An 11,893-nucleotide genomic window follows, 5' to 3' on the forward strand; every position below is an offset into this window, starting at 1 on the left:
GCCGCTCTCCTGAAAAGGAGTGCGGCCCAGTTGCTTTCAAGGAATCAGCCCTCGACGATGGCGATGCCGTCGATCTCCACCAGCATCTCCTCGCGCGGCAGTCCGGTGAAAACCGTGGTGCGGCTGGGCAATACGCCGCCCGGCGTGGTGTGCTCGGTGACGAACTTCCCGTACGCCTCGTTCATGATCGGGAAGTCTTCCCGCTTGGTGAGATACACCCGCAGCATCACCACATCGTCGAAGCTCGCCCCGCCCGCCTCGACGATCGCCTTCACGTTTTCGAGGGTCCGGGTCGTCTGCGCCGCGACATCGCCCGGGAACAGGTATTCGCTGGTCACCGGATCCACCGGCCCCTGCCCGGACACCTGCACGAACGGCCCCTTGCGCACGCCCTGGGAGAAGGTGTGGGCGGGCGCGGGCGCGTTCTCGGTGCGGATGGCGATCTTCTCGGTCATGCGTTGCCTTTCTCGGGGCTCGGGCTCCAGCCGAGCTCGGTGGATACGGCCTCGCCCGTCGCCCGCACGCGGGGCAGCAGGCCGAGGACCTGGTCGTGATCGAGCAGCATGTCCGGCACCGACATGGACAGCGCGGCGACGACCGCGCCGGTGCCATTGCGAATCGGGACGGCCACGCAGTTGATGAAGCTCTCGTGCTCCTCGTGGTCCTCGGCGAAGCCTTGGGACGCAACGAGTTCCAGCTCCGCGAGGTACTGCTGGGGATCGCGGATGGTGCGTTCGGTGAACTTGCGATAGTCGAGCCGCTGGGCGATGCCCGCCCACTGCTCGCGGGGTAGCCCGGCCACCAGTATCTTGCCGACGGCCGTGCAGTGCAGGGCCGCGGGGCGGCCGATGCGGGAGTACATGCGCACGCTGTGGGTGGCGTCGAGCTTGTCGATGTACACGGCTTCACCGGATTCGTAGGTGGCCAGGTGCACGGTCTGCCCGGTGTCGTGGTTCAGCGCGGTCAGATGCGGGCGCGCGATGGTGCGCACGTCGCGGCCCTCGAGGGAGTGATTGGCGAGTTCGAAGAGCCGGGTGCCGAGCCGGTAGCGGTGTTCGCTGTCGTGGGTGACGAAGCGCTGCGCCTCCATGGTCTGCAGCAGGCGCAGCACGGTGGATTTGTGCACGCCGAGCGTAACCGCCAGCTGGTCCAGGGACTTCGGCTCCTCGCCGAGCTGTACCAGGAGGGTGAGGGCGCGCTGGAGACTCTGGCTCATGAGGGGACATTCTCGGGTACGGCCGCGAAGGTGCGGTAATGCATGCCCGCCCATTCCTCGGCGGTGACGGCGGCGAGGGATTCCAGCAGGGCCAGGGGCGGTAGTTCGGCGACGTCGCCGGTGCCGGTGAGGGCGGCGGCGGCGCACAGGTGGCCGAAGCGCAGCAGTTGTTCGTGCGGGCGGTTCTGCAATAGCGCAGCCAGGTAGCCGCCCGCGAAAGCGTCTCCCGCGCCGATTCTTTCGGTGACCTCTAGGGTGAGTGCGGGGACCTCCAGGCGCTCGCCGCCGAGGAATCCGGTGACCGAATGCTTGTCGTTCTTGACGATGAGATGCCGGGGTTCGGGGAAGGCCGCGCGCAGCTGATCGGCATCCTCCAGGCCGAAGACGGCGAGCGCCTCGTCCGCGCCCAGGAAGACCACGTCGCTGCCGCGGATATGGTCGGCCAGGATCTCGGCGGCCACCGCCGTACGCCGATCCCACAGCGCCGGACGGTAATTCAAATCGAAGCTGATCAGCCGCCCGTCGCGCGGATGCGCCAGCAGCGCTTCGGTCAGCGCGGTGGCACTCGGCGACAACGCGGTGGTGATACCGGTGAAGTGCACCAGCCCTGCCCCGCTGATCAATGCGTGCGCCGCTTCGAGGTCGGCGGGGGAGAGGGCGCTGGCGGCGGATCCGGTGCGGTAGTACAGCATTCGGCTCGCGCCGGCTGGCAGATCGTGCGGGCGTCCCGATCCGCTGCCGCGTTCCTTCACGTAGACGGCGGTCGGCCGCGCCGGATCGACGGTCACCGCGGAGGTGTCCACGCCCCGTTCCGCGAGCTGCCGCACCAGGTATCGCCCGAACCCGTCGTCACCCACCCGCGACACCCAGGCCGTGGGCACCCCCAACTGGGTCAGCACCCCCGCCACATTCGCCTCCGCTCCCGCCGCGCCGCGCTCGAACACCGGCGAGTCCTCCAGCGGCCCGGGACGCGCGATCAACACCGCGAGCCCCTCGCCCACGGTGACGGCCTGCGCGGTCGGCTGGATCACACCGATCTCCTTCGAATGCTTGCGGGTTTCGGACATTACGTGCAGACTAACCACGAGAAACACGATGTGCAACAAGCGTTGCAAATTATGCAATGCAGGTTTGCTCTGATTGGAAGGAGCGTCGTGGCCTCCGACAATGCCGTCGCCCCCGCCCCCGGTGATCTCTCGGCCTTCGCCGACACCGTGCTCGGCCCGCAGCACAAATCGCTGCCCCCGGCCGCCTGGGGCCTGACCGTGCGCGAATACCTGGCCACCGCACCCCATCTCGACGATCTGCAAACCCCCGTGCTGACCATCGACCGCGCGGCCCTGGACAACAATCGCGCCGTCATGGCGGACTGGGCCGACGCCGCCGGTATGAAGCTGGCCCCCCACGGCAAAACCACCATGTCCCCCCAGCTCTGGCGCGAACAGCTGGAAGCCGGCTCCTGGGGCATCACCCTGGCCACCGGCTGGCAAGCCCAGGTCGGCCGCTCCTTCGGCCTGAACCGCATCATGCTCGCCAACGCCCTCCTCGACCCCGCCGGAATCCGCTGGGCCGCAGAAGAAATCGCCGCCGACCCCACCTTCGAGCTCTACAGCTGGGTGGACAGCGTCGCCTCGGTCCGCGAAATGGAACGCCACCTCGAATCCGCACCGGAGGGTGTCCGCCTGTCCGTGCTGGTGGAGCTCGGCGGCCCGCACGGTCGCACCGGCGCGCGCGGACTCGCCGCCGCGCACGAGGTCGCGGACGCCGTCCACAAGTCGCCGCGCCTGATGCTCGCGGGCGTAGGCGGTTATGAAGGCGCACTCGCTCACGACCGCACGCCCGCGGGCCTGGCCACCGTCCGGCAGTATCTTGACGAACTGTCGATACTGCATCGCGAACTCGCCGATTCGGGTCGCTACGACGAGTTCGTCACCGTGCCCGGTGACGTTGCGGGCGCTTCCAGCGGTGACGATGCCGTTGTCGCCGGTGCCGGGGACGGATCGGAGTCCGGCGCCGGCGTTCCGCGCGGAGGCTCCGGAGCGCCCGGCGACGTGGATGCCGGGCCGATGCGCGCCGCCGCAGACGAATCCGAACAGCCCGGGCGCGATGTCCGATCGGTATGCGGCGAGGCCGGCGATCCGGTCACGGAACCTACCCGGACTGGGGCGACCGACAACGATTCCGGCCGCGTGGATGCCGCCCGAGCGGGCGACGGGCACAGCCCCAGCCGCATTGTGCGACGGAGCGCGATCGTCACCGCAGGTGGTAGCGCGTATCCCGATCTCGTGGTGGAGCGGCTCGGCGCGCTGGCGGACGAGGCCGGCGCGCAGGGTGTTCCGACGACCGTGGTGCTGCGGTCGGGGGCCTATCTGGTGCACGATGACGGGTTCTACTCGGGGATTTCGCCGTTGGCGCAGGGGGTGGCGGAACATCCGCTGCGGTCGGCGATGCACGGCTGGGCGCGTTCGGTGTCCCGGCCGGAAACGGAATTGGCGCTTCTCGATGCGGGTAAGCGCGATCTTCCGTTCGATGAGGGGCTGCCGGTCCCGCAGTTGGTTGCGGGACCGGTGGCGCCGGAATTGCCTGCGGGGGCTCATGTTTCGGCGTTGAACGATCAGCATGCCTTTCTGCGGTTGCCCGGGGGCGGGGACGCGGATGTGCCGGTGGGGAGCGTGGTGCGGCTGGGGTTGTCGCATCCGTGCACGGCGTTCGACAAATGGCGGCTGATACCGGTGATCGACGATGCGGGGGCCGAGCGGCCGCGCGTGGTCGATTTCCTGCACACCTTCTTCTGAGCGGAACATGATGGCCGAGTTACTGATTCGCGATATCGACGTCGTCGACGGTTCGGGCGGGGCGGTGTTCCGGGCGGATGTGGTGGTGGACGGCGGGCGGATCGCCGCCATCGCCGCACCGGGCACCGTCGCCGGGGCCGACCGGGTGCTCGACGAGGGTGAGAACCTGGTGCTGGCGCCGGGATTCATCGATATGCACGCGCATTCGGATCTGCATCTGCTGACCGATCCGGGGCATTTCCCGAAGCTGAGCCAGGGCATCACCACCGAGGTCATCGGGCAGGACGGGCTGTCCTACGCGCCGATCGACGAGCCGACCCTGGACGTGGTGCGCCGCCAGATCGCCGGGTGGAACGGCAATCCCGCCGACCTCGACTTCTCCTGGCGGACCGTCGCGGAATACCTGGACCGCCTGGACGGCGCGGGGATCACGCCGAACGCGGCGTATCTGGTCCCGCAGGGCACGCTGCGGCTCATGGTGGTGGGCAGCGAAAAGCGTGACGCCACACCGGAAGAGATCGCGAAGATGCGCGAGCTGCTGGCACAGGCTTTGCATGAAGGTGCGGTCGGCATGTCCAGCGGACTCACCTACACGCCCGGAATGTACGCCGACACTTCGGAACTCGCGGCCCTGTGCGAGGTGGTCGCGGAGTTCGGCGGCTTCTACGCCCCGCACACCCGCTCCTACGGCAAGGGCGCATTGGACGCCTACGCCGAGATGATCGAACTGTCCCGCCGCACCGGCTGTGCCCTGCACCTGACCCACGCCACCATGAATTTCGGCGAGAACCGCGGCCGCGCACCGGAATTGCTCGCCATGATCGACGCGGCCCTGGACGACGGCTGCGATATCAGCCTCGACACCTACCCCTACCTGCCCGGCTCGACCACCCTGTCGGCCCTGCTGCCCAGCTGGGCCATGTCAGGCGGACCGGACGCCGCCCTGGCGCGCATCGCCGACCTCGACACCCGCCTGAAGATCGTCGCCGACGTGAACATCCACGGCTCCGACGGCTGCCACGGCGTGACGGTGGAATGGGAAACCATCCAGATCAGCGGTGTCGCCAACCCCGAACTGAGCAGCTGCGTCGGCAAGACCGTCGCCGAACTGGCCGTCGAACGCGACCTGCCCCCGGTAGAGATCTTCTTCGATCTCCTCACCCGAGACCAGCTGGCCACCACCATCCTTCAGCACGTCGGCCACGAGGAGAACGTGCGCGCCATCATGCGCCACTCCCGCCACATGGGCGGCACCGACGCCCTCCTGGTCGGCGACCGCCCCCACCCCCGTGCCTGGGGCACCATGCCCCGCTACCTCGGTCACTACACCCGCGACCTCGGCATCCTCACCCTCGAGGACTGCGTCCACCACCTCACCGGCCGCCCCGCGCAACGCCTGCGCCTGCGCGACCGCGGCCTGATCCGCACCGGCTACGCCGCCGACCTGGTCCTGTTCGACCCGGTGGCCGTCACCGACACGGCGACCTTCGAGCAGCCCAAGCAGCAGGCCGAAGGCATTTCCTATGTCCTGGTGAACGGTGAATTCGCCTTGGACGCAGGCAAACCCACCGGCATTCGCGCCGGACGCGCACTGCGCCTCGACGCGGTGCGAGGGGATACCCGTTGACCGCCCCGCGACAGGCCGAACCGGCGCCCGGCTCCGCGATCGGCATCGCTCGTGCGGCGGCTCGGCGACGCCTTCGCGCGGAGTCGGCTGCCGATCCCGGTTACCTCGCCCGGAGTCGCGCCTTATCGCGCACAGTTGGCCCGCCCGCAGTGGATTCGGACGCGTGCACTGCTGACTCGGCGATTGCGGCAGCGCCGGAGGCGGCAGCACGGCAGCGTTTTTCATCTCACCGCACCGGGTTCGGCGCCGTCATCGCCGATGCGGCGCATCCCCGACCGATACGCGTGGCCACCACGCGGAAGGAGTTGTCTTGACCACCGCAATGGAGGCCATTCTGGCGGACCGGGCGCTGACCGTGGTGCGCGCGCCGGAGATACCGGACCCGGTGGCCTTGGCCGACGTGCTCGCCGGCGCCGGGATCCGGGCCGTGGAGCTGACTTTCACCACGCCGGGCGTATTGGATTGCCTGCGTGAGGTTTCCGCGGCCGGACGGGCGGTGATCGGCGCGGGGACAGTGCTGAGCCGTGAGCAGGCCGAGGCCGCCATCGATGCGGGGGCGCGGTTCCTGGTCACGCCGGGTGTCACCGCTCCCGTCGCGGCGGTGGCCGCGCAGCACGACATTCCCGTTGTGATGGGCGCTTTCACGCCCACCGAGGTGATGCGCGCCCTGGACCTGGGCGCGGCCGCCGTCAAGATCTTCCCGGCCCGGGCGCTCGGCCCCGGCTATCTGAAGGATTTGCGCGGTCCGTTTCCGGGCGTGCGCTTGATCCCCTCCGGCGGGGTCAATGCCGGTAATGCGGCCGAGTTCCTCGCCCACGGCGCGGTCGCGGTCACCGCCGGCACCGATGTCGTCCCGCCCGCCTCCGTCGCGGCGGGCGACTGGCCGGAAATCGCCGCGCGCGCCGCGGCTTTCGTTTCATCGCTGGAAGGTAAACCATGAGCGCCACCGTCGACTGGCTGCGCACCACCACGCCGGGACTGCTGCTGCTCTGCGGTCTCTCGATCGCCGTGCTGTTGATCGCCATCATCCGGTTCAAACTCGAACCGTTCATCGCCCTGCTGCTCACCGGCCTCGGACTCGCCCTCGCGGCGGGCCTGCCGGTGGCCAAGATCGTGGGCACGCCGCTGAAAGCCGGTGAGTCCCTGCTGGAAACGGGCTTCGGCGGCATCCTCGGCCACATCGCCGTCATCATCGGCTTGGGCACCGTGCTCGGCGCGATCCTGGAGCGATCCGGCGGCGCGGACGTACTCACCGAGAAACTGCTGAAGGTGTTCGGCGAGAAGGGCGCTCCGGTCGCCATGGGCCTGCTCGGGCTCATCTTCGGCATCCCGGTGTTCTTCGATATCGGCATCTTCGTGCTCGCGCCGCTGGTGTACGTGGCGGCCAAGCGCGGCGGGCGCTCGCTGGTGCTCTACGCCATGCCGATGCTGGCCGGCCTGTCCATGACGCACGCCTTCCTGCCGCCGCATCCGGGCCCGGTCTCGCTGGGCGGACTGCTCGGGGTGAGCCTGGGCTGGCTCATCGTCATGGGATTCGTCTGCGGCATCCCGGGATTCATCGCCGCCGGCATCGTCTGGGGCGGTTGGATCGGCAAGCGGGTGCACGTGGAGGTGCCCGAGGAATTCCTGGTACGCAAGGACAACGGTGACGAGCCGAACGGCGCCGCGCCCACCCCGGGTGACGGCACCGGCTCCGCGCCGGGCGAAAGCGGTTCCGCCGCTACCGCCGCCGCGACAGCTACCACCACCGCGACAGCCACCACCGTGACCAAGCGCCCGCCCTCGGTCGCCTTGATCGGCGGCATCATCGCCGTCCCGCTCATCCTCATCCTGGGCGCGACCTTCGGCAGCCAGCTGCTGATCGCCAATTCCAAACCCCTGCAGGTGCTGACCTTCCTGGGCACCCCGGCGGTGGCCCTGCTCATCACCGTCCTGATCGCCTTCTACGTGCTCGGCCTGCGCCGCGGCTCCTCCGTCCAGGAACTCAGCGCCATCACCGCCGAATCCCTGCGCCCGGTCGGCATGCTGCTGCTGGTGGTCGGCGCGGGCGCCTTCTTCGGAAAGGTGATCTCCGCCACCGGCATCGGCACCGCCCTGGCCGAAACCATGTCCGCCGCCGGGCTTCCGGTGATCGTGCTGGCCTATCTGATCAGCTGTGGCCTGCGCATCGCCCAGGGGTCGGCGACGGTCGCCATCGTCACCACGGGCGGCATCGTGGCCCCGCTGGTCGCCGGGCACGACTACTCGCAGGTCTCGCTCGCTTTGATCGCCATGGCCATCGCGGCCGGGTCCATCATTCTGAGCCATGTCAACGACGGCGGTTTCTGGATCATCAGCAAGTACTTCAACCTGACGGTGAAGCAGACGCTGCAGACCTGGACGGTGCTGGAAACCGTGCTGTCGGTGGTCAGTTTCGCGGTGGCCGCGCTGCTGTTCGCGGTGCTCAGCTGAGCTGTTCGCCGTGCCGGGCCGGGGGTATTCCGGCAGAGTGGACCTCTCACCCACTCTGATACGGAGATTGCTCATGGACATACCGATCACCGGTGCAACTCTGACGGTGCGGTCGTCCAGCCCCCTGCTCGTCCTCGAGGCGGGCGCGTACGAGCTACATATCGAAGGCGAACTGGCGGTGCACAATCCGGCCGGTCCGACCATTCACCGCATCCCCGGTGAGCCGCACACCGACGAACTCGTCGCCGCGCTCACCGGGGCAGTGGTGTCCGCGGTGGTGAACGACGACGGGGAATTGCGCATCGATCTGGATTCCGGGCATCGCCTGGTGGTGGAACCGGATCGCTACTTCGAAGCCTGGACCGTCACCGCGCCCGGCCGCTTCCTGGTGGTCTGCATGCCCGGCGGCGAATTGGCGGTCTGGACGCAGGAGTCCTGAGCTTGCGCCGCGGCGGTGGGCTGTCAGGAGCTCACTCGCCACGGCGTCGGCCCGTGTGGGATACCGCTCAGCACGTACGACGGAACCCACCGTCGGCATCGACGAGGCCCGCGTTCATGCCGTCCCCTCGCGGGCATCCGTGGTGATGGCCATGCGATCCGCACGACCGAAACAGAGCATCCCGATCCGGAGGGGTGCACGTCAAGGCGGGAGTGTGTCCCAAATTGTCCCACCTGAGCGGTTCGCGAATGTTCTACATGGTTTGCTATACGTCATGCGCATACCGGATGCGACGGTATGGCGAATCGGTTCGAGAGAGGCAGGAGAACGGTGGCCGATACGCACGCCGGGATCGCGAATTATCTGCGGGAGCGCCGTGAGGTCGCCGGACTGAGCCGGGCCGAACTGGGCCGCCGGGCCGGGGTGTCCGAGGCGCTGATCCAGAAGATCGAACAGGGCAGCCGCACGCCCACCGCCACCGCCCTGGCCGCGCTCTACGAAGCCCTGGACGTGCCGCACCAGTACCGTGAGCACGCCGCCGCCGTGCTGCAACCGGGCCTGGCCGGGCTGGCCGCCTATCACGAAGCGCCCGAACCGGCCGAACTCGCCTTCCTGCACGGCCTGCCGAATCCGGCCTGCTACCAGACCATGCCCGCACTGGACGTGATCGCCGCCAACGAGGCGTACCTGCGCTGGTTCCCGGGCCTGGTGGTGGGCGGCAATGTCATCGAATGGATGCTCTTCGATCCACGGTCGCGCGAAGCCATCTCCGAGTGGGATTACACCGCGCACATCATGGTGCATAGCTTCCGCTACATGTCGGCCGGCAATACCGCTCCCGAACGAGTCGCCGAGATCGTCGCGGCCTGCGGGCAGTCGCCGGACTGGGATCGCTTCTGGCACACCGATATCGCGCCCGCCGACATTCCGCGCAAGCCCACGAGCATGCGCTCGCCCGACACCGGCGAATGGGTGCCCATGTACATCCAGCTGTTCCGCTACGAGATGCCGCGCCGCCCCTGGTGGATGTACTCGGTGGTGCCGATTCCCTGAGCCGGCCGTCAGCTCGCCTTGCGCAGCACCGCGATCGGGAAGCGCCGCTCGCTCAGCGCGCGATAGGTGGCGAACTCCTGATATCCGGCGACGAGCAGCTTCCAGAGCCGCTCGTACTCGGCGTCATCGTCGACCACGTGCACCTCGACGGCCCAGCGATCCGGTCCCACCTGCACTTCGGGTCGCGGCGTGGTGACCAGGTTCCGCCACCAGTTGGGCAGGTTCGGATGCCCGCCGTTGGACCCGCACACCAGCAGGTCTTCGCCGTCGCGGACCAGCATGAGCATGACCGGCCGCGGCTCCCCGGATTTGCGCCCGGTCACGATCAGCCGGAACACCGGTTTGCCGGAGAGCGTGGTGAACCGGGTGCCGCCGAACCGGTCGTAGAGGCGGGCGTGCAGGCGCGCGTAGAACCGCGCGGCCGCGCCCAGGTATTTGGTCGAGTAATGGTTGAACCGTCCCGCCAGCGTGAGCTGTCCGTTTCCGGAAGTATTGTCGGCCATCTGTTTTCCTCACGCCGAGCCGTCGTCTCGGAACTCACCATACACAGCGTCCAGTGAATCGCCGGGCCGTACCGGCGCGGTCAGTTCACGCAGGGAATGCTGCCGCCCAGATCGGTGACGACCGGTTTCCCGGAGTCCGGCACATCCGAGGTCGAGGTGGTGGGCGTCTTGGACACGGTGGTGGTCGGGGTGGCCGCGGTGCTGGCCGCCGCGCTCGGATCGAGCGAGTCCGGCAGCTGGAAGTCGGTGCCCAGCACCAGTTTCACCCGCCCGAGCTCGACATTCGGCGACGAGGCGACGGGGACGCCGCCGAGCATGTCCGACAGCTGCTTGGCATCGGTCTCCGCGCCCGTGCCGTAGTAGACGATGGTCGAGGAGCCGTCGGCATAGGTGCCGTTGCTGACCTGACCGGTGGCGAAACCCTTGGCGCCGAACGACTTCGACACCTGCGCCGCCATGCCCGGGGTGCCGGTGGCATTGACCACGTCCAGGGTGGAGGTCGGCACCGTGGTCGGCGTGGTGGGGGTAGCCGACGGTGTGATGCCGAAGGCCGCCTGCACTTCCTTCTTGATGGCCTTCGGATCGATGATGTTCACGTCCTGGCCGTTGATGTTGTCGTAGCGCAGCACCGGCAGCGTGCGGAATTCGATGCTGGGGGAGTCGGCGCGGCCCAGCGTGGTGAGGAATTTCAGCAGATCCCAGTCGTCGGACACCACCACGTCGCGGTGCGCGGCCTCCATCAGCTCCTTCATCCGGGTGACATTGAGGATGGTCCCGGAATCCTTGAGCGACTTGGCGACCGAGGTCAGGAACGCCTGCTGGCGGTGCGTGCGATCGAGGTCGCCATTGGGCAGGCCGTGGCGCTGGCGCACGAAGGACAGGGCGTTGGCGGCATCGAGATGCTGGGGTCCGGCGGGGAACACCGCGCCGGAGTAGTAGCTGTCGTCGACCGCGTTCTTGAGGCAGACATCCACGCCGCCGAGCGCTTTGGCCAGATCGTAGAAGCCGACCAGGGACACCTCGGCGAATTTGTTGATGGGCACCCCGGTGAGCGTCTTGACCGCGGCGCGCACCGAATCGCGACCGGCCTCGCGGCCCTGGCGTTCCAGTTCCACCTTGTCGGTCATGCCCTGCGCCTTGAGCTTCTCCTCGGTGTAGTACTTCTTCAGCCCGTAGGTTTCCTTGATCTTGGCGTGGTCGTAGCCGGGGATGCCGGTCACCGCCACGTAGTCGTCGCGCGGGATGGAGAAGGCCACGATCTTCTTCATGTCCTTCGGAATGTGCATGAGGATCAGCGAATTGGCGTTGTAGCCGCCTTCGGAGCCGTCGCCGGCGTGCAGCTGATCGAGAATGTCCTTGGGCAGATCGTTGCCGTTCAGGTCCTTGCGGGTGTCCAGGCCGATGATCAGCAGGTTGATATCGCCGGCCAGGGAGCGGTCTTCCTCCGGGATGATGTTGGTGCGGGTGAAGCCCGATTCCGCGGCGGTCTCGCCCCACCAGGTCACGCCCGTGATTCCGAGCACACCCACCGCGACGAGCGCCATGACGCCGCGTCCGCTGTTGCGCAGCCAGGCCCGGTCGGGCTTGTCGCCGGTGGGCGCGTCGGCCTTGCGATGGCTCGCGCGCCGTCGCCCGGTTGCCGGACGTTCGCGCGGTGACCGGCCGGATGCGGGCGCTGCCGAACTCCGGCTCGCGTCGCGGGCGTCGCGGATGGCCGGGATCGGTTCGGTGTTGTCTTCGTACATGGCCCTGTCGAGTCTGCCGGAGCGAACGGGGTGCTGTCGGATTCGAACCCACCTGTGAATGAGC

Annotated in this window: 11 protein-coding genes; 6 read left to right on the plus strand and 5 right to left on the minus strand. The window is 68.3% G+C overall.

Annotated features, from left to right (window positions below):
- Nucleotides 1-44: 44 nt before the first annotated feature.
- From LTV02_RS35645 to LTV02_RS35655, 3 genes are read right to left on the minus strand one after another with little or no spacing between them, the layout of a single operon-like run.
- Nucleotides 45-455: a RidA family protein gene (locus LTV02_RS35645; RefSeq protein ID WP_233035936.1), complete on the minus strand. Its 411-nt coding sequence runs from the start codon at nt 453-455 to the stop codon at nt 45-47.
- Entirely contained in the window at nt 452-1,216 is a 765-nt protein-coding gene (locus LTV02_RS35650; protein WP_233035937.1) for an IclR family transcriptional regulator, read from the minus strand. The genes LTV02_RS35645 and LTV02_RS35650 overlap by 4 nt, the downstream gene beginning before the upstream one ends.
- Nucleotides 1,213-2,283, minus strand: a complete 1,071-nt coding sequence (locus LTV02_RS35655; protein ID WP_233035938.1) for a sugar kinase — start codon at nt 2,281-2,283, stop codon at nt 1,213-1,215. The genes LTV02_RS35650 and LTV02_RS35655 overlap by 4 nt, the downstream gene beginning before the upstream one ends.
- Before the next feature lie 87 nt (nt 2,284-2,370).
- Here LTV02_RS35655 and LTV02_RS35660 point away from each other — a divergent pair, with 87 nt between their 5' ends.
- The 6 genes from LTV02_RS35660 to LTV02_RS35685 all read left to right on the plus strand — a co-directional run bounded on the left by LTV02_RS35660 (nt 2,371) and on the right by LTV02_RS35685 (nt 9,581).
- Nucleotides 2,371-4,011 (plus strand): type III PLP-dependent enzyme domain-containing protein, encoded by a 1,641-nt coding sequence (locus LTV02_RS35660; RefSeq protein ID WP_233035939.1) that lies wholly within the window; start codon nt 2,371-2,373, stop codon nt 4,009-4,011.
- A gap of 10 nt (nt 4,012-4,021) precedes the next feature.
- Nucleotides 4,022-5,638 carry an N-acyl-D-amino-acid deacylase family protein gene (locus LTV02_RS35665; protein ID WP_233035940.1) on the plus strand — a complete coding sequence of 539 codons (1,617 nt, stop codon included), beginning with the start codon at nt 4,022-4,024 and terminating at the stop codon, nt 5,636-5,638.
- Nucleotides 5,639-5,960: 322 nt separating this feature from the next.
- Nucleotides 5,961-6,578 (plus strand): bifunctional 4-hydroxy-2-oxoglutarate aldolase/2-dehydro-3-deoxy-phosphogluconate aldolase, encoded by a 618-nt coding sequence (locus LTV02_RS35670; protein ID WP_233041859.1) that lies wholly within the window; start codon nt 5,961-5,963, stop codon nt 6,576-6,578.
- Entirely contained in the window at nt 6,575-8,089 is a 1,515-nt protein-coding gene (locus LTV02_RS35675) for a GntP family permease (protein ID WP_233035941.1), read from the plus strand. The genes LTV02_RS35670 and LTV02_RS35675 overlap by 4 nt, the downstream gene beginning before the upstream one ends.
- 73 nt (nt 8,090-8,162) lie before the next feature.
- A complete protein-coding gene (locus LTV02_RS35680; RefSeq protein ID WP_067719839.1) occupies nt 8,163-8,528 on the plus strand; it encodes a DUF6188 family protein in 366 nt (121 codons plus the stop codon).
- A 330-nt stretch (nt 8,529-8,858) separates the two neighbouring features.
- Nucleotides 8,859-9,581, plus strand: a complete 723-nt coding sequence (locus tag LTV02_RS35685; protein WP_233035942.1) for a helix-turn-helix domain-containing protein — start codon at nt 8,859-8,861, stop codon at nt 9,579-9,581.
- An 8-nt stretch (nt 9,582-9,589) separates the two neighbouring features.
- On the opposite strand, the gene LTV02_RS35690 is transcribed toward LTV02_RS35685, so the two are convergent.
- Both LTV02_RS35690 and LTV02_RS35695 read right to left on the minus strand, forming a co-directional pair.
- A complete protein-coding gene (locus LTV02_RS35690) occupies nt 9,590-10,084 on the minus strand; it encodes a nitroreductase/quinone reductase family protein (RefSeq protein ID WP_233035943.1) in 495 nt (164 codons plus the stop codon).
- A gap of 80 nt (nt 10,085-10,164) precedes the next feature.
- Nucleotides 10,165-11,628 (minus strand): LCP family protein, encoded by a 1,464-nt coding sequence (locus LTV02_RS35695; protein WP_408639444.1) that lies wholly within the window; start codon nt 11,626-11,628, stop codon nt 10,165-10,167.
- Between the last annotated feature and the right edge of the window lie 265 nt (nt 11,629-11,893).

It is taken from the genome of Nocardia yamanashiensis (genome assembly GCF_021183565.1).
Taxonomy (GTDB): Bacteria; Actinomycetota; Actinomycetes; order Mycobacteriales; family Mycobacteriaceae; genus Nocardia; species Nocardia yamanashiensis.

Coding starts and splice junctions, on each gene's coding strand:
- LTV02_RS35645 (WP_233035936.1), bottom strand. CDS start 455: ATGACCGAGAAGATCGCCATCCGCACCGAGAACGCGCCCGCGCCCGCC.
- LTV02_RS35650 (WP_233035937.1), bottom strand. CDS start 1,216: ATGAGCCAGAGTCTCCAGCGCGCCCTCACCCTCCTGGTACAGCTCGGC.
- LTV02_RS35655 (WP_233035938.1), bottom strand. CDS start 2,283: ATGTCCGAAACCCGCAAGCATTCGAAGGAGATCGGTGTGATCCAGCCG.
- LTV02_RS35665 (WP_233035940.1), top strand. CDS start 4,022: ATGGCCGAGTTACTGATTCGCGATATCGACGTCGTCGACGGTTCGGGC.
- LTV02_RS35670 (WP_233041859.1), top strand. CDS start 5,961: ATGGAGGCCATTCTGGCGGACCGGGCGCTGACCGTGGTGCGCGCGCCG.
- LTV02_RS35675 (WP_233035941.1), top strand. CDS start 6,575: ATGAGCGCCACCGTCGACTGGCTGCGCACCACCACGCCGGGACTGCTG.
- LTV02_RS35680 (WP_067719839.1), top strand. CDS start 8,163: ATGGACATACCGATCACCGGTGCAACTCTGACGGTGCGGTCGTCCAGC.
- LTV02_RS35690 (WP_233035943.1), bottom strand. CDS start 10,084: ATGGCCGACAATACTTCCGGAAACGGACAGCTCACGCTGGCGGGACGG.
- LTV02_RS35695 (WP_408639444.1), bottom strand. CDS start 11,628: ATGGCGCTCGTCGCGGTGGGTGTGCTCGGAATCACGGGCGTGACCTGG.